Source organism: Amycolatopsis sp. NPDC104819, from assembly GCF_055583145.1.
Genome location: NZ_JBVJON010000002.1, coordinates 434,176 through 454,242, shown reverse-complemented (window position 1 = coordinate 454,242; position 20,067 = coordinate 434,176). Strand labels below are relative to the sequence as shown.

Annotated in this window: 18 protein-coding genes and 1 pseudogene; 12 read left to right on the top strand and 7 right to left on the bottom strand. The window is 71.8% G+C overall.

The genetic code is table 11. From position 1 onward, the window contains the following. Window positions 1–2: 2 nt before the first annotated feature. Together ACZ63E_RS07035 and ACZ63E_RS07030 are read right to left on the bottom strand one after the other, a co-directional pair. Window positions 3–194 carry a ferredoxin gene (locus tag ACZ63E_RS07035; protein ID WP_465309683.1) on the bottom strand — a complete coding sequence of 64 codons (192 nt, stop codon included), beginning with the start codon at window positions 192–194 and terminating at the stop codon, window positions 3–5. Next, entirely contained in the window at window positions 194–1,594 is a 1,401-nt protein-coding gene (locus ACZ63E_RS07030) for a fatty acid desaturase (protein WP_465335019.1), read from the bottom strand. Before ACZ63E_RS07030 ends, ACZ63E_RS07035 begins: the two co-directional genes overlap by 1 nt. Window positions 1,595–2,158: 564 nt before the next feature. Between ACZ63E_RS07030 and ACZ63E_RS07025 the strand changes: the two are divergent. From ACZ63E_RS07025 to ACZ63E_RS06990, 8 genes and pseudogenes are all read left to right on the top strand, one after another. Further along, a pseudogene (locus tag ACZ63E_RS07025) lies at window positions 2,159–4,348 on the top strand (sensor histidine kinase); the annotation flags it as partial. A gap of 474 nt (window positions 4,349–4,822) precedes the next feature. Beyond that, window positions 4,823–5,248: a roadblock/LC7 domain-containing protein gene (locus ACZ63E_RS07020; protein ID WP_465309677.1), complete on the top strand. Its 426-nt coding sequence runs from the start codon at window positions 4,823–4,825 to the stop codon at window positions 5,246–5,248. Further along, window positions 5,245–5,616, top strand: a complete 372-nt coding sequence (locus ACZ63E_RS07015) for a DUF742 domain-containing protein (RefSeq protein WP_465309675.1) — start codon at window positions 5,245–5,247, stop codon at window positions 5,614–5,616. The genes ACZ63E_RS07020 and ACZ63E_RS07015 overlap by 4 nt, the downstream gene beginning before the upstream one ends. Further along, entirely contained in the window at window positions 5,597–6,187 is a 591-nt protein-coding gene (locus ACZ63E_RS07010) for a GTP-binding protein (protein WP_465309673.1), read from the top strand. The genes ACZ63E_RS07015 and ACZ63E_RS07010 overlap by 20 nt, the downstream gene beginning before the upstream one ends. Window positions 6,188–6,471: 284 nt before the next feature. Beyond that, on the top strand, window positions 6,472–7,437 hold the full coding sequence (locus ACZ63E_RS07005) for a hypothetical protein (RefSeq protein WP_465335017.1): 966 nt from the start codon (window positions 6,472–6,474) through the stop codon (window positions 7,435–7,437). Window positions 7,438–7,485: 48 nt separating this feature from the next. Beyond that, on the top strand, window positions 7,486–8,115 hold the full coding sequence (locus ACZ63E_RS07000; RefSeq protein WP_465335015.1) for a hypothetical protein: 630 nt from the start codon (window positions 7,486–7,488) through the stop codon (window positions 8,113–8,115). Then, window positions 8,112–8,936, top strand: coding sequence for a hypothetical protein (locus tag ACZ63E_RS06995; protein ID WP_465335013.1), 825 nt, complete (start codon window positions 8,112–8,114; stop codon window positions 8,934–8,936). The genes ACZ63E_RS07000 and ACZ63E_RS06995 overlap by 4 nt, the downstream gene beginning before the upstream one ends. A gap of 74 nt (window positions 8,937–9,010) precedes the next feature. Beyond that, window positions 9,011–10,600, top strand: coding sequence for a lipase/acyltransferase domain-containing protein (locus ACZ63E_RS06990; protein WP_465335011.1), 1,590 nt, complete (start codon window positions 9,011–9,013; stop codon window positions 10,598–10,600). Between the two features lie 3 nt (window positions 10,601–10,603). Here ACZ63E_RS06990 and ACZ63E_RS06985 read toward each other — a convergent pair whose 3' ends face one another. The 4 genes from ACZ63E_RS06985 to ACZ63E_RS06970 all read right to left on the bottom strand — a co-directional run bounded on the left by ACZ63E_RS06985 (window position 10,604) and on the right by ACZ63E_RS06970 (window position 14,884). After that, window positions 10,604–12,934 carry an ATP-binding protein gene (locus ACZ63E_RS06985; RefSeq protein ID WP_465335010.1) on the bottom strand — a complete coding sequence of 777 codons (2,331 nt, stop codon included), beginning with the start codon at window positions 12,932–12,934 and terminating at the stop codon, window positions 10,604–10,606. 67 nt (window positions 12,935–13,001) lie between these two features. Further along, on the bottom strand, window positions 13,002–13,457 hold the full coding sequence (locus tag ACZ63E_RS06980) for a hypothetical protein (RefSeq protein ID WP_465335009.1): 456 nt from the start codon (window positions 13,455–13,457) through the stop codon (window positions 13,002–13,004). A 135-nt stretch (window positions 13,458–13,592) separates the two neighbouring features. Beyond that, a complete protein-coding gene (locus tag ACZ63E_RS06975; RefSeq protein ID WP_465335007.1) occupies window positions 13,593–14,474 on the bottom strand; it encodes an RNA polymerase sigma-70 factor in 882 nt (293 codons plus the stop codon). Window positions 14,475–14,500: 26 nt separating this feature from the next. Then, entirely contained in the window at window positions 14,501–14,884 is a 384-nt protein-coding gene (locus tag ACZ63E_RS06970) for a DoxX family protein (protein ID WP_465335005.1), read from the bottom strand. A 207-nt stretch (window positions 14,885–15,091) separates the two neighbouring features. Between ACZ63E_RS06970 and ACZ63E_RS06965 the strand changes: the two genes are divergently transcribed. From ACZ63E_RS06965 to ACZ63E_RS06950, 4 genes are read left to right on the top strand one after another with little or no spacing between them, the layout of a single operon-like run. Continuing rightward, window positions 15,092–15,919, top strand: coding sequence for a lysostaphin resistance A-like protein (locus ACZ63E_RS06965; RefSeq protein ID WP_465335003.1), 828 nt, complete (start codon window positions 15,092–15,094; stop codon window positions 15,917–15,919). Further along, window positions 15,916–17,049 carry a sensor histidine kinase gene (locus ACZ63E_RS06960; RefSeq protein ID WP_465335002.1) on the top strand — a complete coding sequence of 378 codons (1,134 nt, stop codon included), beginning with the start codon at window positions 15,916–15,918 and terminating at the stop codon, window positions 17,047–17,049. The genes ACZ63E_RS06965 and ACZ63E_RS06960 overlap by 4 nt, the downstream gene beginning before the upstream one ends. After that, window positions 17,046–17,705: a response regulator gene (locus ACZ63E_RS06955; RefSeq protein WP_465335000.1), complete on the top strand. Its 660-nt coding sequence runs from the start codon at window positions 17,046–17,048 to the stop codon at window positions 17,703–17,705. Before ACZ63E_RS06960 ends, ACZ63E_RS06955 begins: the two co-directional genes overlap by 4 nt. 19 nt (window positions 17,706–17,724) lie before the next feature. Next, window positions 17,725–18,126 (top strand): hypothetical protein, encoded by a 402-nt coding sequence (locus ACZ63E_RS06950; protein ID WP_465334998.1) that lies wholly within the window; start codon window positions 17,725–17,727, stop codon window positions 18,124–18,126. Window positions 18,127–18,130: 4 nt separating this feature from the next. Here ACZ63E_RS06950 and ACZ63E_RS06945 read toward each other — a convergent pair whose 3' ends face one another. Further along, entirely contained in the window at window positions 18,131–19,951 is a 1,821-nt protein-coding gene (locus ACZ63E_RS06945; RefSeq protein WP_465334996.1) for a cupredoxin domain-containing protein, read from the bottom strand. Window positions 19,952–20,067 lie beyond the last annotated feature (116 nt).

Below are 20,067 nucleotides of genomic sequence, written 5' to 3'. Positions count from 1 at the left end.
TGTCAGTCCCGCAGTTTCAGGGCCAGCACCGGGCAGGAGCTGACGGCGGAGGAGACCTCCTGGCGGCGGTCCTCCCCGGGCTGTTCGTCGAGCAGCACGACGAGGCCTTCGTCGCCCACCTCGAAGAAGTCCGGGGACAGCGACTCGCACATGCCCGCGCCGATGCAGTGGTCGAGGTCCGCTTCGATCCGCATCACGCACCCACCCGGCCCGGCGCGACGAAGTCGACCTTCTCGCGCACCCCGCAGTCCGGGCAGCACCAGGAGTCCGGGATCGCCGACCACGGCGTGCCGGCCGGGAAGCCTTCGCGCGGGTCGCCGCGACGCTCGTCGTAGACGTACCCGCAGCCCGGGCACATCCCGCCTTCCGTGGCGTCACCACGGGTGTCGGTGAGCTCCGGGGCGGCCGCCGTGACGCGGGTTCCGTAACGGGCCAGGATCTTGTCCCGTTTGGACGGTTGGATGTTGGCGCGCGAGATGTCGCCGTCGAAGTGCGCGAGCACCCGCGGGTCCATCACCTTGCGCCACACCGGCGGGACGAGCGCCAGCACGATCATCCCGGCGTACCCGGTGGGCAGCACCGGCGACTCCTCGAAGTCGCGCAGCGTCTGGTAGCGCCGGGTCGGGTTCGCGTGGTGGTCGCTGTGCCGCTGCAGGTGGTAGAGCAGGACGTTCGTGGCGATGTTGTTGGAGTTCCAGCTGTGGTGGGGCGCCACCCGCTCGTAGCGCCGCTTGCCGGGGCCGCCGACCCGCCGGCGCAGCATCCCGTAGTGCTCCATGTAGTTGACCACCTCCAGCAGCGAAAACCCGATGACGGCCTGGATCACCAAGTATGGCAGCACCCCCACGCCGAGCCAGACGACCATCGCGGCCCACAGCACCGCCGACATCAGCCAGGCGTTGACGACGTCGTTGCCGAGCCGGTACGGGTGCCGGTCGCGCCGTGCGTAGCGCTTGCGCTCCAGCCGCCACGCCGACTTCAGCGAGCCGAAGACCGTGCGCGGCCAGAAGCGGTAGAAGCTTTCGCCGACGCGGCTGCTCGCCGGGTCCTCCGGGGTCGCGACGCGGACGTGGTGGCCGCGGTTGTGCTCGATGTAGAAGTGCCCGTAGAAGCTTTGCGCCAGCGCGATCTTGGACAGCCAGCGCTCGTGGCTCTCCTTCTTGTGCCCCAGCTCGTGCGCGGTGTTGATGCCGATGCCGCCGATGCACCCGATCGACACGGCGAGGCCGATCTTGTCCGCCACGCCGAGGTCGCCGCGGGCGATCAGCCAAAACGCGGCGGCGAAGCCGAGGTACTGGATCGGCAGGAACGCGAAGGTGATCCAGCGGTAGTAGCGGTCCTTCTCCAGCCGCTCGATGACGTCGTCCGGCGGGTTGCTGCGATCCAGCCCGGTGAGCAGGTCGACGAGCGGCACGACCACGAGGATCACGACCGGCCCGATCCAGAACCACCCGCCCCAGCCGGTGGCCGCGTGCAGCCCGATGGCGAGGAACGCCAGCGACGGCACCACCAGGCCGATCAGCCACAGGTAGCGCTTGCGGTCGTGCCACCGCTCGGTCGAGCCGGCGGGCACGGTCCCGGTCACCTCGCTCATCACACCCTCCTCCGTTGGCTGGTTTACAGAACGATAGATGATGTACAGCTGGATTGACAAGACTTGCTCGTTTGTCAAAGCACTCGGGCAGACCGGCGCCGCAACGGATCCCCGCCCGGACTTTCGAAATCTTCGACGAAGGGCCTCGTCACCCCGGAAAACCGGCGTCGGCGGCGGCTTCCGGGGCAGAACCCGTGCCCGTCCGTCCTCGGCCTTGCGGCGTCGGGCGTGGCGGGCGAATGCGATTTGCCTTTCACCCGTTCGGCCCAGCCCGCCGGGGCCCGAACACGCCGCCGACGCCGTTACCAGAGCAAACGCCGGTAGTCACCCCGGAGCACACAGTAAACACCGTTCGCGCATCGCGGGAAGGCCGTCGGCTCACCGGGTCAGCACCACCGCGGCTCACCGGTTCGTGGTAAAAAACGGACCCTGATCGATCCTGCGGCAACACGGAGGGTGAGGCGAAGACGGGTGACGGCGGCAGCTGCGTCCCTTCGTCGTGTCCGCTTCCTCGTCCGGGTCCCCCATCTTCGCCGACCGTCACTCAGGAGTTCGTGAACCGCCGTGCTGAACAAAGACGACAAGGACGAGTCGGACAAGCCGTACGACAAGTCGATCCGCAAAAGGCTGACCCGGACCGTGCTCATCCCCAGCGTGACGCTGCTGGTGCTGTGGATCGCGGTCTCCTCCTACTTCCTCTTCAACGGCGTTTACGTCCGGCTGGTCGCGGCGTCCGTGCGCGAGGTGTCCATCCCCGCCGCCACCGCGCTCGCCGAGTTCCAGAAGGAACGCCAGACCGCGCTGCAGTACCTGGACGACCCGGCGCTCGGCCCGGGCCGGCTGCAGGAGCAGCAGAAAGCCACCGACGACAAGCTCGGTGTCCTGAAGGACGCCTTCGCCGCGACGATCTCCAATGCGCCGGACGAAATCGCGACGAAGGTCAACGCGCTGAAGGCCCAGTTCGACCAGCTTCCGGTGCTGCGCTCGCAGATCAGCTTCCGCAGCATCGACCGCGCGCAGGTCAACACCTACTACAACGGCGTGATGGACACGGCGTCGAACCTGTTCGACACCCAGGCCCGCGTGGTCCCCGACGCCGAAGCGGCCACCGGCGGCATCACCGCGACGTCGGTCTTCCGCGCCGGTGACGCGATGTCGCGCGAGACGTCGCTGGTGTCGACGGCCTTCTCGGCCGGCACCTTCGCGCCCGACGACTTCGCCCAGTTCGCGCAGCTGTCCGGCACCTACCGGACGCAGCTGGCGCAGATCGAGCCGTTCCTCGACCCGGCCGTCCGCACCAAGTACCAGACGCTGGTCAAGAGCGCCGCCTGGCAGCAGCTGGCGACCGCCGAGGTGGCGATCGTCAAGCACGGCCCGTGGTCGCCCAGCGAGCAGAACTCCGTGCCGGTGTCCGAAACGGACTGGCAGAACGCGACGAACCAGGTCGCCCAGAACCTCAACGACCTCGCGATCACCCAGGCGGACAAGGTTTCCGCGGCCGCGATCGACTCCGGTGACGCCCAGCTGCGCAACGTCATCATCGGCTCCATCCTGGCGCTGCTCGCGTCGCTGGCGGCGATCATCGTCGCGGTGCGGGTCTCCCGCTCGCTCGTCGACCGCGCCCTGATGACGCGTCTCGCCCGGCTGCGCAACGACTCCCTCGACCTCGCCCGCAACCGACTGCCGGACATCGTGGAGCGGCTGAAGAACGGCGAATCCGTCGACCTGGCCGAAGAGCTCCCGCAGCTCGACCACGGCCGCGACGAGATCGGCCAGGTGGCCGAGGCGTTCAACACCGCCCAGCTGACCGCCGTCAACGCGGCGGCGAGCGAGGCGAAGGCCCGCAGCGGTGTGCACAACGTGTTCCTCGGCATCGCGCACCGCAACCAGGTCCTGGTCCACCAGCAGCTGCAGATCCTCGACGAGATGGAAGCCCGCGAGGACAACTCGACCCAGCTGGCGGCGCTGTTCCAGCTCGACCACCTCGCCGCGCGCGCCCGCCGCACCACCGAGAACCTGATCATCCTCGGCGGCAAGCAGCCCGGCCGCCGGTGGCGCAAGCCGGTCCCGCTGATGGAGGTGCTGCGCGCGGCCGTGTCGGAGACCGAGCAGTACGCGCGGGTCCAGGTCGAGCAGGTCGCCGACGTCTCGATCGTCGGCGCCGCGGTGGCCGACACGATCCACCTCGTCGCCGAGCTGGTCGACAACGCGACGTCGTTCTCCCCGCCCGGCTCGCCGGTCGAGGTGACCAGCCGCCTGGTCGCGCGCGGCGTGGTCGTCGACGTCTCGGACCAGGGCCTCGGCATGAAGGACGGCGTCCGCGAGTGGGCCAACTCGATGATGGCCGAGGCGCCCGAGTTCGACGCGATGGCGCTGCGGGCCGACTCCAGCCTCGGCCTGTTCGTGGTCGCGCGCCTGGCGGCGAAGCTCGGCATGACCGTCACGTTCGACCCGTCCCGGTACGGCGGCCTGCGCGCCACCGTGCTCGTCCCCACCCACCACCTGGCCGGCCAGCAGGCGAGCCCGGCCGACGAACCCGGATCCACCCCGGCGGAGACCACCGCGGTCCTCGCCCCGGTGGGCGGCCCCGCGCCGCAGGCAGCAGAAAGCCCGCTCCGTTCGATGGACACGCCCAGCTCGTTCACCGGCCAGATCCCGATGAAGCGAGACGCCAAGCCGAGGCCGTACCCGGCTCGCGCGCTCACCCCGCCCGACCCCGCGACCGCCGCCCCCGCCGTGGCGCCGGCGGTCGCGGGGGGGGGGGGGGGGGGGGGGGGGGGGGGGGGGGGGGGGGGGAGGGGGGGGGGGGGGGGGGGGGGGGGGGGGGGGGGGAGTGTGNNNNTACGTCCCCACCCATCCCCCCCCCCCCCCCCCCCCCCCCCCCCCCCCCCCTCCCCCCCCCCCCCCCCCCCCCTCCCCCCCCCCCCCCCCCCCCGCGCCCCCGCCCGCCGCGGTGGCGCCCCCGGCCGAGCCGGCCGCGGGGCGACCGGCCGACGACCGGCCCCGGCTGCCCCGCCGGGAGCCCCAGCAGAACCTCGTCGCCCAGCTCGAACACGAACCCGACGACAGCCAGGACGACGTCGTGGCGCCGGGTGAAGGCACCGCGCGCACCCTCGCCGCGTTCCACAAGGGCACCCGCCGGGGACGCGTCGGGCCGGAAGACGCGTAGTCCTAGTCCGCGACAGCACACAGGGAAAGTCCACAGAGGAAAGTCAAGGTTTCTGACGCATGAACGAGTACGGGAACCCCAAACCCGATCTCAACTGGCTGCTCGACGACGTGGTGAGCCGCGTGGTCGGCGCGCAGAACGCCATCGTGCTGTCCGCCGACGGTCTGCTCATCGGCAAGTCGGCCGGGATGAGCAAGGACGACTCGGACCAGCTGTCCGCCATCGCCTCCAGCCTGCAGAGCCTCGCCAAGGGGGTCAGCAAGCAGTTCAACCGCGGCCCGGTGCTGCAGAACATGATCGAGATGGAGCGCGGCTACCTGTTCGTCTCGGCGGCGGGCCTGGGCGCCTGCCTCGCCGTGCTCGCCGCGGACAACGTCGACGTCGAGATGATCGCCTACGAAATGAGCCGGCTGGTGAAGCGGGTCGGGGACTACATGGTGTCGGCGCCGCGCGAGGCGGCGCAGATCCTGCGGGAGGCCACATGAGCACCGACGAAGGCTGGTACGACGAGGCCGCCGGGCCGCTGGTCCGCCCGTACACGATCACCAGCGGCCGCACCCCGGCCGACAACGCGCGGCTCGACCTGTCCACGCAGGTCATGACCCTGCGCTCGGAGCAGGAGCCGGCCGGGCTCGGCCCGGAGCACCAGGCGATCGTGCAGCTGTGCCGGCACCCGGTGTCGGTCGCCGAGATCGCCGTCTACGTGAAGATCCCGCTGGGGGTCGTGCGGGTGCTCGTCGGCGACCTCATCGAACGCGGCCTCGTCATCACGCGCTCCCCCACCCAGAACCCGGCGCAGTCGCCGGACCTCGAAACACTCCAGGCGGTTCTCGATGGCCTCATCAAGTACTGACGGCGCGGGGACCGAGCTGGTCCCGACGCCCGTCAAGATCATCGTCGCGGGCGGGTTCGGTGCCGGGAAGACCACCATGGTCGGTTCGGTCAGCGAGATCCCGCCGCTGACCACCGAAGAGGTGCTCACCGAGGCGAGCGCGGGGATCGACGACCTCTCCGGCGTCGAGCGGAAGACGACGACCACCGTCGCGCTCGACTTCGGCCGGATCACCATCTCGCCGCGGCACGTGCTGTACCTGTTCGGGACGCCGGGCCAGGCGCGCTTCTGGTTCATGTGGGACGACCTGGCGCGCGGCGCGATCGGGACGATCGTGCTGGTCGACACCCGGCGGCTGGAGACCAGCTTCGCCGCGATCGACTTCTTCGAACGCCGGAAGATCCCGTTCGTCGTCGCGGTGAACTGCTTCGACAACGCGCCGCGCTACACCCCCGACGAGATCCGCGAAGCCCTCGTCGTCCCGGACCGGGTGCCGATCGTCATGTGTGACGCGCGTGACAGGGACTCCAGCAAGCTCGCGTTGATCCGGTTGGTGAAGCACGCGATGACGGTGGTGCCGGCGCGGGTCTGAGACCTGCGCTTTGTCCGTTCGGTGTCCGGTCGGGACACGCCGGAGTCCGAGTGTCCCAGCGTGTCCACCTCGGACTGCGGCAAACCCACATGGCGCAATTGGTTGGACCACCCGGGTGCTGAGTTTTAGTTGAGCACGCATCCGTTTGATAACATCCGCTCGTGACCAGTCGCGCGCCGGAATTTCCTGAATATATAAGGGAAAACTATCCGGCACAGGGCCGGCTCTTCGGTGACTTTCTGTGCGGGCTCTGGGCCACGGCGTGTGACGCGCTCGCGGTTCCGGTGGAGCAGTCCGTCCGGGCCACCCTGCTGCTGCGCGGGCTGCTGCCCGCGTGGGCCCACGAGCGGATCGGCGCCGTGCCCGCCCAGCCGTCCTATGTGGCGGACGACGGGTTCCCCGCCGAGATGTCGGTGAACTGGTCGGGACGGCACCCGGAGCTGCGGGTGCTGTTCGACAGCCTCGGCCACGACGTGGTTTCCCCTGGTGACAGCGCTTTCGACACGAAGGTGCGGGAGACGTTCACCCCCCGCGGGGGGCGTCCGTCGCCCGCGCCGGTGTGGCATTCGATCGCCTGGCGCCCGCCGTCGGGGATCGTCCACAAGACGTACTTCGGGCTGTACCCGTGGCCGCACCAGCAACGCGAGGCGGCCGTCGCGGAGGCCATGGACCGGCTCGGCATGACCACTGCGTGGGACGACGCCCGCCGTCGCATCGAAACCGTCGAAGGCGAACGGGAAATCGAGTTCTTCGCGGTGGACCTGGCCGGCGAGGCGGACGCCCGGGTCAAGATCTACTACCGCAACCACGGCGCGGCACTCGGCGAGATGAACCGCGTCGCTTCGGTGGCCGTCAGTCACGACGGTGACCGCGCGGAGCCGGCTTACCGCGTCCTGACCGGTGAACGCGCCGACGCCGGGGAAGCGGCCTTGAGCTGCCTGGCGTTCCGGTCCGGACTGGACCGGGCCGCCGAGTCCACCACGTACCTGCGGCTGCCCGGCCTGACGGCCGACGACGAGGAAGCCGTCGAGCGCACCGCCGCCCTGCTGCACACCGAAGGCGTGGACCCCGGCGGGTTCCGCACGCTGGCCGCCGCGCTGGCGCCCGGGCCGCTGGCCGGGCACCGCGGGTTCCTGGAGCTGGTGAGCTACCGCACAGCGGGCCGGCGCGGCGACGTGACCACGTACTTCCGGTTCCCCGTCTTCGGCCGGCCGGCGCCGGCCCCCCTTTCGCCGGTTGATCTTGGTTAGCGGCAGCGGAAAGATGATCTCGGGCAGCACCACGGTAAGGAGCCGATCGTGACCCAGCAGGACGTCGAGCGCATCGCCCGTCACAACGAGCAGCGGCAACGGGAGTACGAGTCGTCGGACCTGATCCGGCTGCTGACCGACCGGGACACCTCCGCCGAGACGAAGAAGGCGGTGCTCACGTACCTGCAGCCGTGGTCGAACGCGTTCCAGCGGATGATCAGCGCGCGGGTCGTGTCCGAGAGCGACCCGGAGCTGCGGGCGCTCGCGCTGGAGCACCAGCAGGAGGAGATCGGCCACGACAAGATCCTGGCCCGCAGCCGCGCGGACGACCGGCAGCTGGTGTGGGACCCGGTCATCGAGTCGGGCGCGTCGTGGTTCGTCGACCAGTTCTCGACCCTGCCGGGGGTGCAGCGGGCGGTGCTGGCCCACCTGGCCCTCGAAGCCGGCAGCCTCGTGTTCAGCCAGGCGGGCACCCGGGCGTTCCCGGACGACGAATACTTCGAGCTGCACGACGAAGCCGACGTCGAGCACCTCGAGATGGGGTACGAGCTATTGCGGCGGCGCAAGGACTGGACCGTCGACGCGGTGACCGCGGTGCTGGACCGGGCGTGGCAGGTGATCACCGTGGTTTCCGACCGCATCGCCGAATGCGCGCGCCGCGCTACGGTGACCGCATGACCGACTCCACCGACCCCGCCACCGCCGCCCGTGCCGTCGCCGCCGAAGCCGCGGAGGCGTACCAGGATGCCTTGGGCGACCGGCTGGTCGGCGCGTACCTGCTGGGCAGCCTGTCCTACGGCGGCTACTCCCCGGCGGCGAGCGACATCGACCTGGCCCTGGTGCTGACGGGCGTCGCCGAGGGTGACCGCGAGGCCGTCGCGGCGACGACGGAGGCGCTGCAGGAGCGAAGCCCGTTGCACGGCAAGCTTTCCGTGTTCTGGGCGTCGCTCCCGGCGTTGCGCGAAAGCCGTGACGACGGCCGCTTCCCGGCGCTGGACCGCCTGCAGCTGGCCGACCACGGCCGTGTCCTGCTCGGCTCGGACGTCCTGGCGGAGGTGGCGCGCCCGGCGGCGTCGGAGCTGCTGCTGGAGAGCGCGGCCTTCGCGATCGCGGTCCTGGCGGCCGAGCCGGTGACGGCGGAGTTCCACGAGCCCCGCCGGCTGCTGGCGGACAAGGTGTGGTTCACGAAGGCCGTGTTGTTCCCGGTCCGCTTCCTGTACTCGGGCACGACGGACACCGGCCGCGCGGCGAACAACGACGAAGCGATCGAGTGGTACGCGTCCCAGCCGGGCGCGCCGTCGGTGTCGCTGGTGCGGCTGGCGGAGCGGGTCCGGGGTGGACATCCGCTCGACCCGGCCGAAGCGGGGCCGGAGCTGGCGGCGGGGCTGGTCCCGTTGTACCGGCGGTACATCGAAGCCGAGTCCCAGCGGCTTCGGGACACCGGCGCGCCGGAAGACCTCATCGCGGCCTTCGAAGACTGGAACAAGCGACTCGGCTGACGTAACGCCCGGCGCGCGACTCCGACTCCTCAAGCACTCCCGTCGCCTCGGGAGCGAGGAGCCGGGAGGCCGCCATGTCCACTCCAGGAACACTCCGGCCGCTCGTGCTCGTGCGCGGGTTCGGCGGGCCCGACGTCGCGGACGAGCAGGCCAGCGGCTACCAGGGGTTCAACGAGGGCACCGTCTACCCCGGCCGGCGCGGGGAGAACTACATCTACGAAGGTTTTGTGCTGCGGGCGATGAAGTCCTCGCTGTACTCCTACCGCGACGCCACCAACGTCGTCGGGTACTACGCCGAAGACGTCGACGCGCCGCCGGACCCGATGGACTACCCCGCCGACCTCATCCAGGGGAGCGTGGTGCTCGACCCGTCGGTGGCGCGGCGGGTGCTCGCCACGAAGAACGCGGACGGCACGCTGTGGGTGTACCGCTACTACGACCTCAAGCCCCGGGCCGTGAGCCGCTACGGCCAAGGGCTCGCCCGGCTGATCGACATCCTGCACGAGCTCGGCCACACCGGCGGCGTCGACATCGTGGCGCACAGCATGGGCGGGCTCGTCGTCCGCGAAGCGCTCCGGTTCATGAAATCCGAGGGGCGCGACCCCGAAGAGCTCGTCCACCGGATCGTCACGCTCGGCACGCCCCACCGCGGCATCGCCTTCCAGGTGCTGCCGCGCTGGCTCGTCGACGGGCTCCCCGGGGTGGCGAACGCCGCCGACGAGGTCGCCGCGTTCGACCCGGCGCAGAAGAAGTTCCTCGACGTCCCGTCGTACTTCGACCCGCGGCGGATCCTGACCGTCGTCGGCACCGACTACCGCAGCTACGGCGTCAAGATCGCTTCGGCGGGCAACCGGCTTTCGACGCTCTTCGCCGAGGGAACGCTGAGCTACAACCACAGTGACGGCCTGGTCAAGCAGACTTCCGCGCAGCTGCCGGGCGCGCCGCGCACGTTCGTCCACAAGTGCCACGGCGGCAGCGACTCCCTGGTGACTTCGCGCGAGGCCTACGAAATCGCGATGCGCTTCTTCCACGGCACGCACCGGGTGCGCCTGTGGCTCGACACGGCCGAGGTGCTGCGCGGCCAGGACCTGTTCAGCCACAGCGAGTTCTACCTCGGCGTCTCGATCAAACCTCGCTACGTCGACTTCGAGCTGTTCCACCAGAGCGCCGAAGCCGAGAACTGCTACGGCCCGTTCCGCAAGGCCGACCTCACGGACGACGTGACGCCGCTGGCGGAGCTGCTCAGCGATTCGCTGGCCGAGGAGAAGGGCCCGGCGACGGTGTGGGCCGGGCCCGGCCGGCTCGTCTGGGAAGGCTGGGTCGACACGCGCGCCAAACCGGACAGCGACCAGCGTGACCTGGTCTTCCGCCTCGACATCTACGTCGCCGAGCGCGACTCCTACGGCATCGGGTTCTCCGACAACGTCGTGTTCCGCAAGCAGTACTACGTGCAGGCGCTCCCGGGCGAGCTGCTGATCCACACGGGCGAGAAGTACCTCGGTCCGCGCGGCGAAAGCGCGCCGGGAAAGGCCGAGGAGGCCGCCACGGACCCGGGTGTCGACGAGGTCTGGCGCGCGCAGAGTTCCGAGCGCGGCTGGACGTTCGAGACGAAGGGCACCGGCTTCGAGGCGGTCTGGCGCGTCGCCATCGAGCCGGACGAGTGAGCGTTAAGGCGCCGGCACCTGCGACGCCCGCGCGGCCCAGGCGGCCACCTGCGACCGCGAATCGAACCCCAGCTTCCGCAGAATCCGGTTGACGTGGCCTTCCGCCGTCCGGCGGGAGATCACCAGGCGGTCCGCGATCTCCTGGTTGGAGCGGCCGTCCGCGATGAGCGCGGCCACCTCGTTTTCGCGGTCGCTCAGCAGTGTCGGCCGGCTCGGCTCGGCCGCGGCCGACGGGGTGGTGTCGCCGAGGGCGTAGGCGATCGCCTCCGGCAGGCCGAACTCGCCGCCCCGGCGGAACGCCGCTTCGAACGGGCCGTCGCCGAGGGCCTGGCGCACCGCGGCTTCGCAGTCGCCGTGCGGGGCGCCGAAGTAGCGGGAGCCGAACATCGGGAAGCCGACCGCCTGCCAGATCGGCTGGGCCGACCCGAGCATTGTGGCCGCCGCTTCGAACCGGCCGCGAGCGGCTTCGTTCCACGCCAGCACCTCGATCGCCAGCACGATGCCCAGCAGGTCGTGGAACGTGCTCTTGACCCGCAGGCAGTGCCGCCCGTGCTCGGCCGCGCGGTCGAGGTCGCCGCGGCTCAGCGCGACCAGCGCCTGGACGTAGATCGCGTACGCGCTCGCCCACTGCTCACCGTGGGCGACCCCGGTCTCGCACGCCTCTTCGCACAGCTCCGCCGCCCGGTCGAGGTCACCGAGGAAGATCGAGGCGACGGCCAGTTCGATGCCCGCCAGCATCACGTTGCTGTTGAGCTCCCCCAGCCGCCGGTAGCGGGCCTGGGCTTCCTCGAAGAGCGTCTTCGCGTCGCCGACGTCGTCCCCGACGAGCAGGTTGCAGCCGAGCCGGTGCGTCGCGTACGCCAGCGCGACCTCGTCGCCGGCGCGCGTCGCGTAGGCGCGGCACTCCTCCAGCATCGTGACCGCGCCGGCGTGGTCTCCCTGCAGCGTCGCGACGTAACCGTTGACCCACAACGCTTTTGCGCGTTCCTCGCCCGGCTCGGGGGCGAGCGCGAGCGCGCGGTCGAGCCAGTGCCGGCCTTCGCCGAACACCCCGCAGCCCGCCCAGTAGAACCACAACGTCGACGCGAGCCGCAGGCCCGTTTCGAGCTCGCCCGGCACGGTCAGGCTGTAGTCCAGCGCGGCCCGCAGGTTGGCGTGCTCCAGGCGGGTGCGCCGGAAGATCTCCGCCTGCTCCGGGCCGAACCACGCGCTTTCGCTGCGCACGACGACGTCGAGGAAGTGGTCGCGCATCCGGCGCCGGACCTCCTCGGCCTCCCCGGACCCGGCCAGCTTGTCCCGGCCGAACTGCCGCAGCGGCTCGAGCAGCCGGAACCGCTGCCCGTCGCCGTCGGACTCCCGGAGCAGCACCGACTTCTCGACGAGCCCGGCGAGCCGCTCCGGCAGCTCCTCGGCCGGCAGCCCGTCCCCGGCGCAGACGCGGCGCGCCGCCGCCACGTCGAACCCGCCGGGGAACACCGACGCCCGCGCCCACAGGTGACGCTCGGCCGGGCCGCACAGGGTGTGGCTCCAGTCGACGGCCGCCAGCAGGGTCTGGTGGCGGGGCTCGCCGCCGCGCTTCACCGTGCCGGGCAACCGGAAGCAGTCGGCCAGCCCCGCCTCCAGCTCGGCCAGCGTCAGCACCCGCAGCCGGACGGCGGCGAGCTCGATCGCCAGCGGGATGCCGGCCAGCAGGCGGCACACCTGCGCGACGCGCTCCTGGTTCCCCGGCGTGATCGCGAACCCCGGGTCGACCGCGGCCGCGCGCTCGGCGAACAGCGTCAACGCCGGGTACTGCAGCCACGCGCCTTCGGGCAGCGGACGGCCGGCTTCAGGCAGCGGCAGCGGGGAAACCGGCCAGAGGTGCTCCCCGGCCAGCGCCAGCCGCTCCCGGCTGGTCGCGAGCAGCCGCAGCCCGGGCGCGGCGCGCAGCAGGTCGTGCGCGAGCGCGGCGCAGGCGTCCATGAGGTGCTCGCAGTTGTCCAGGATGACCAGCAGCCGGCGGTCGCGCAGGTGCTCGGCCAGCACGGCCGCGGGACGCCGGCCGGTTTCGTCGTGGACCCCCAGCGCCTCCAGCGCGGTGTGGGCGACCAGCGCCGGGTCCTGGAGCCCGGCGAGCTCGACCAGCCAGACGCCGTCCGGGAACGCCCGCGACAGCCCGGCGGCGGTCTGCACGGCCAGCCGGGTCTTGCCGACGCCGCCGACCCCGGTGAGGGTGACCAGCCGCGCCCGCGTCAGCAGGTGCTTCACCTCGGCGACGTCGGGCTTGCGGCCCACGAAGCTCGTCGTGTCCGCGGGCAGGTTGCCCTTCCCGCACGTCGCCCCCGCCTTGCCCACGGGTGAACCGTAGGGACGTCCGGGCGGACGGGTCAATGCGACCGCGCGGGCGTCCCTCGGATGGCCCTCACGCGTCCGGGAGCCGGTACAACGTCGGGGTGACCCCGCCGTGCATCGCGGCGAGGCTGGCGCGGCAGGCCTTGCGGACCTGCCGGTTCGCCGCCGAATCCGCCTGGCCGCACCGCGGGCAGAACAGGTGCACCGCGCCCGGCGGCGTCTCGTCGACGGCGACGTCGACCGGGCACTCGCAGCGGCGGCACCAGCGGTGCCCGGTGACGACGAGGACGTGCAGCACGTCGGCGACGCACCGGTGGACCCAGCTGCGGTGGACGTGGCAGGTGCTGCGGACGTGCGGGCTCAGGCCGTGCTCTTCGGCGGTGTCCTCGGCGGCCAGGATGGCGGCCAGCCGGCGGTCTTCGAGGTCGGCGTAACGATCGCGGCCCCCCGAGGGGGCCGGTCGCGGCTCCGGGACGTCCGCGGGGGAGACGACCCGGAGGAGGGGACGCGACCGGCCTTGCACCATGTGTTCTCCGACCTCCCACGGTCAACGACGGCCGGTCAAGCCTGACCCGGGCCGCCCGCCACCGCACCCGTACAAGTACCCGACTCCATACCTGTCCTCGTTCACGCGGCGCGCCGGAGTGCGCACTGTGCGCGCTCAGCGCAAGGTCAGCCGCGTCTCCGAACCGACGCGGGTCAGCTTCTCCGGGTTGCGGACGTAGTAGACGCCGGTGATGCGCGCATCCTCGAGCCGGATGGCCATCACCCCGTCGATCTCGCCGTCCAGGCGCAGGACGAGGGCCGGGTTGCCGTTGACGACGGCCGGCTCGGTGGTGAGCACGGCGCCGGCCCGGCCGATGCCGCCGAGGACGAACCGGACCAGCTTGTCCGCGCCGGCGACCGGGCGCAGCGCGGCCTGCTTGACCCCGCCGCCGTCGCTGAGCAGGACGACGTCGGGCGCGAGGACGTCGAGCAGGCCCTGCAGGTCACGCCCTTCCAGCGCCCGCTGGAACGACGCGAGCACCGCCCGCGTCTCGCTCGCGGACACCGCTTCGCGGGGCCGCCGGGCGTCGACGTGGCGGCGCGCGCGGTGCGCGATCTGCCGGACGGCGGCGGGGGTCTTGCCGACGGCGTCCGCGATCTCGTCGTAGCCGACCTCGAAGACCTCGCGCAGCACGAAGACGGCGCGTTCGGTCGGCGACAGCGTCTCCAGCACGAGCATCAGGGCCATCGACACGCTCTCGGCGAGCTCGACGTCTTCGGCGACGTCCGGCGCGGTGAGCAGCGGTTCCGGCAGCCAGGGCCCGACGTAGGACTCCTTGCGGCGCTTCATCGTGCGCAGCCGGTTCAGCGCCATCCGGGTCGTGATCCGGACCAGGTAGGCGCGCTCGTCGCGCACCTGCTCCGGGTCGACCTTCACCCACCGCAGCCAGGTTTCCTGCAGCACGTCCTCGGCGTCGGCCGCCGAGCCGAGCATCTCGTAGGCGACCGTGAAGAGCAGGTTGCGGTGGGCGACGAAGGCGCCGGTGGGGTCGCTCATGGTCTTCCCTTCCCTGTGTTCGCCGGTCAGGCGGTGAAGGACGCGGGCCCGAACCGCCCCCAGGCGACGAACACCGCGACCGCGAGGTAGGCCAGGTTCAGCGCCACGAACCGGTACCCGCCGTGCCGGACGTGGGTGATCATCGCACCGACCATCAGCAGAACCCAGCAGGCGGCGGTCACCGGCACGAGCACCGGCACGATCCCGAGGATGGCGGGCAGCACCAGCCCCACCGCGGCGAGCAGCTCGAGCACCCCGAGGCTCCGGACGAACCCCGCGCCGGCGCTCGCGGTCCACTCCCCTCCCGGCGCCGCGGCCAGTTTCTCCTTCGGCACGAAGGCTTTGCTGACCCCGCCGGTCAGCGCGACCACGGCAAGCAGTCCGGCGGCGATCCACAGTGCGAGGTTCATCAGGTTCTCCCTTTGTCCCAGGTTCGGCCTCAAGACACCGCGCTCCCCGATCCTGTGACACCGCATGACCCGGATCACGTCTGAGCCTTGTCCCCCGTGCGAGCTACCCGGGACTGTCCACCCCACGGTGACGTCCCCGGCCCGGCAAATCCCTAGCGTTCCTCCTGGCCGCGGCGCCCGTCGCGGAATCTCACGAAGGAGTCCCCCATGCGACTGTTGACGCAGTTCGTGGCCGTCGCGGTGGTTGCGCTCGGTGGCAGCCTCGTGGTCGGCGCCGTGCGCTGGAACGCGCCGCTCACCCTGGTTCTCGGGCTGCTCAGCGCGGTCCTCGCGGTGCTCACCTACGCCTGGGTCGTGCGGCGGACCGAACGCCGGACGCCGGACGAGATCACCTGGGACGGGCGCGCGCTCGGGCGGGGGATGCTCGTCGGGCTCGGGTTGTTCGGCTGTGTCATCGCGAACATCGCCCTCGTCGGCGGGTACGACGTGCTCGGGTGGGGCTCGGTCGGCGGTGCGGTGGCCCTGCTCGGGTTCTCGGCCGCCGCGGCCGTGACCGAAGAGCTCGTCTTCCGGGGCATCCTCTTCCGGTTCGTCGAACGGTGGACCGGCACCTGGACCGCGCTGGCGCTGACCGGCCTGCTCTTCGGGCTCTCGCACCTGTTCAACGCCCACGCGACCGTCTGGGGCGCGCTCGCCATCGCCGTCGAGGCCGGTGGGATGCTCGCCGCCGCCTACGCCGCCACCCGCACCCTCTGGGTGCCGATCGGCCTGCACTTCGCCTGGAACTTCGCCGAGGGCGGCCTCTTCGGCACCGGGGTCTCCGGCACGGACGCGCCCCGGGGACTCCTGGACGGCGTCACCTCCGGCCCGGCCGCGCTGACCGGCGGTGAGTTCGGACCCGAGGCGAGTGTGTACTCCGTGGCCGCCGGTGTCATCACCACGGCCGTGTTCATGACGCTCGCCCGGCGGCGCGGCCACATCGTGCCCCGGCGGCGGCGCGCCACGCCGACGCCGGCCGCTACTGTCGTGCCGTGATCGAGCCCGGCTCCCTCCCGGACCGGTGGCGGCGGCTCGACGTCACGGTCCGGGACCTCCCGTTCGCGCTGCTGCTCGCCGCCCTCGCGCTGGTGCCGGCGCTGCACGGGTACGGGACGCGGGTCGGCGACGTAGCGACCCGGCCGATGGACGCGCTCGCCTTCGTGGTGGTCGCCGCCGAGTGCCTCCCGCTGACCGTCCGCCGGCGGTGGCCCGCCGTCTGCCTCGCGCTCGTGGTGCTCGGTTTCGCCGTCGACCAGCTTCGGGGTTATCACACGCTTTCGGGCACCGCGCTGCCTCTCGCGCTGATCAGCACGGGCACGCACCTGGACCGGCGCCGGTGGGCCACTGCCATCGTGGCTTCCCTGGCGTACGTGCCGCTGGCCCTCGGCCTCGCGCGGCACGGGTCGGCCGAGGGGGTCACCGGGTTCGTCACGTTCTACCTCGCGCTCGCCCTCGCCTGGGGGGTCGGGAGCTGGGTGCGCCAGTCCCGCGCCGCCGAAGCGGAACGCCGTCGCCACGTCGCCGAGACCACCCTCACCGCCGAACGCACGCGCATCGCCCGCGAGCTCCACGACGTCGTCACCCACCACGTGACGGCGATGGTCGTGCAGGCCGAGGCGGCGCGTTACCTCACCGCCGCCCCCGAGCGCCTCGACCGGACTCTCACCACGATCACCGACACCGGGCGGCGGGCCATCACCGACCTGCGGCACCTGCTCGGCCTGCTCAACCCCGGCCACAACGCCGAACCGCCGCCCCACGGCGAGATCCGCGCGCTCGTCGACCAGACCCGGCAAGCCGGCCAGCCGGTCGAGTTCACCGAAGTGGGCGGGCCGGCCGGGGAAAAGGGGAGCGCCGAGGCCGCGGCCTACCGCGTGGTGCAGGAAGCCCTGACGAACGCGCTCAAGCACGCCCACGGCCGTCGCACCGACGTCCGGGTGCGCCACGGCGAGAAGGAGATCACGGTGGAGGTCAGCACCGAAGGCGCGGGGCCGGCCGCCGCGTCCCCCGGCGACAGCGGGCGCGGCCTGGCCGGGCTGCGCGACCGCGTCGGCGTTCTCGGCGGCTCGCTGACCGCGGGTCCGGAAGGTGCCGGTTTTGTCGTGCGGGCGAGGATCCCGTCGTGACGGCGCCGGTCCGGGTCCTGGTCTGCGACGACCAGGCGCTGATCCGCACGGGGTTCGCGACGATCATCGACGCCCAGCCCGACCTCGAGGTGGCCGGCGAGTGCGGCGACGGGCAGGCCGCCGTCGAACTGGCCGCCCGGCTGCGGCCGGACGTCGTGGTGATGGACGTCCGGATGCCGGTCCTCGACGGCATCGAAGCCACCCGGCGGCTCGCCGGCGCCGGGGTGGCGCACCCGGTCAAGGTGCTCGTGGTGACGACGTTCAACCTCGACGAGTACGTCTACGAGGCCCTGCGCGCCGGGGCGAGCGGGTTCCTGCTGAAGGACGCGCCCCCGGCGCAGCTGCTGCAGGGCATCCGCACGGTCGCGGCGGGCGCCGCGCTGCTGGACCCCGAGGTGACGCGCCAGCTGGTCGGCCGGTACGCCGCCCGCATCCGCCCGGCGGCCGGCGCGCCCGCCGGCGTCGCGCTGGCGCCCCGGGAGCTCGAGGTGCTGCGGCTGATCGCGAACGGGCTGTCCAACAGCGAGATCGCCGCGACGCTGGTGCTCAGCCAGGAGACGGTGAAGACCTACGTGTCCCGCATCCTGACCAAGCTGGACCTGCGCGACCGCGTGCAGGCGGTCGTCTACGCCTATCGCACCGGCCTGGTGAGCTGAACCGCACTATCCTGCGATCATGCTGGATCTCCTCATCGACGGCCTGCTCGGCGGGCTGGTCGACAGCGTGACCCTGCGCCGAAGAGCCCGGATGAAGGCCGACCGGCGGCCGACCGACGTCGTGACGGGGACGGCGGACAAGCTGCCCTGCTCGCTGCGCCGGCCGCCCGGCAGCTGGACCCACGGCACCCTGCGCCTGACGCCGGAGGGCGCGACCTGGCAGGCCCGCCTGAACCGCGGCGAGCCCGTCACCCTGGCCTCGCGGACCGTCTCCCTGCTGGACACCCATCCCGCCGAACCGGGCCGGGGCCTGCCCCTCGCGACGGCGATGACGGTGGCCGTGCTCGACGCCGACGGCCACCGCCTGGAGCTCGCCGTCCTGAGCGAGGACGTCGCCCTGCTCCGGAAGACCTTCTCCTGAACCGCTACACCCGCTTCTTCACCTCCGGCGTGCGGGCGGTCGCCGGCGGGCCGCCGACCGCGGACTCGATCGCCGCCGTCACGATGCGGTTGCGGTCGCCTGACGACAGCACGCCGCTGGTCACCAGTTCCTGGGTCACCGCTTTCACGTGCTTCACGAACCGGTCGTGCGACGCGTACTCCGCGTTTTCGTCGATGACGTCGTTGAGCGTGCAGCCGTTGCCGATGTCGGTGTTCTCGACCTGGCTGTCGATCCCGCCGATCACCACGGTGTCGCGGACGTCCGAGTTCGGGCAGGCGTCCGGCGGCGGCACCGCCGCGACCACTGTGAACGTGCCGCTCACCTCGTCCGAGACGTTCCCGGCGACGTCCGTGGCCCGCGACCGGACCGTGTGCGCGCCGAGCGCGGACACCACGACCGGCGTCGTGTACCGCGTCCACCCTCCACTGTCCACTTTGTACTCGACGAGGTCCACACCGGACCCGGTGTCGGTCGCGGTCAGCGTCACCGACGCCTGGCCGACGTACGACCAGTCACCGTTCTGCTTGCCGCTCAAAGCGATCGACACCGAAGGCGCGGTCGTGTCACCCCCGGCGACCACCGTGAAGGACACCGTCCCGACCGTGGAAGTGTTGCCGGCGACGTCACGGGCCCGGAAGTCGAAGGTGTGCGCGCCCGGCGCGGAAACCGGGACCGGTGCGGCATAAGCGGTCCACGCGCCACCGTCCACCCGGTACTCCACCGCGCCGACCCCGGACCCGGTGTCCGAAGCCACCACCGTCACGGTCGCCTTGCCGACGTAGTTCCCGGCGTCGTCGCGCGTGCCGGCCACGGACGCCGTCACGATCGGCGGGGTGGTGTCGCTCTTCACGACGGTGAAGTGGGACATGCCTTCCGGTGAGGTGTTCCCGGCGGCGTCGGTCGCCCGGAAGTGGACCATGTGCTCACCCGCGCCGGTCACCGCGACCGGTGCGGTGTAGGCGGTCCACGCCCCGCCGTCCAGCTGGTACTCCACCGAAGCCACCGTCGAGTCGGCGTCGGTCGCGGTCAGCTTGACCGTGGCGACGTCGACGTAGTTGCCCGAGGAGTCCTGCTGTCCGGTGATCGCCGCGGTCACCGTGGGCGGGGTCGTGTCCCCCTGCCCTTCGACGATCGTGAAGTGCTCCATGCCTTCCTCGGAGGTGTTCCCGGCGACGTCGGTGGCGCGGTAGTGGAGCATGTGCATGCCCACGGCGGACACCACCACCGGCGCCGAGTACGCGGTCCAGGTGCCGCCGTCCAGCTGGTACTCGACCGAGGCGACGCCGGAACCCGCGTCCGTCGCGGTCAGGGACACCGTCGCCGACTCGATGTAGTTGCCGGCCGGGTCCTTGTCCCCCGCCACCGCGGCGGTCACGGTCGGCGCCGTGGTGTCGCCGGTGCCGTCGGAGACGACGAACTCGCCCACCATCGCGGTGTGGCCGGGGATCGTGCAGAAGTACCGGTACTTGCCCGGCGTGAGCGTCACGGTCGCCTCGTGGCGGCCGTTCTGCGGGTCGAAGGGGTTGGCCAGGATGTTGAGCGAGACGTCGTGGTTGTAGCCCGGCGTCGAGGTGTCGAACGTCAGGGTGTGCGACATCCCTGTCGTGTTGCCGGTGGCTTCGCTGTTCTCGAAGACGATCGTGGTCTCGCCGGGCAGCGCGCCGGTGGGCGCGGACGCGTATTCGGTGGTGCTGTTGCCGCCCGTCCAGGTCAGGGTCTGGACCGGCGCCGCCACCGCGGGGGTGGCCAGCCCGAGCAGGGCCAGCAGCCCGGCCAGCAGCACTGTGATCAAGCGTGGGGACATCGCCGGAAGAACCTTCCTGGGAGGGGGCAGGGGGGTGGGGGGGGGGGGGGGGGGGGGGGGGGGGGGGGCGCGCGCCCCCCCCCCGCGACGCATCCCCCCCCCCCCCCGCCCCCCCC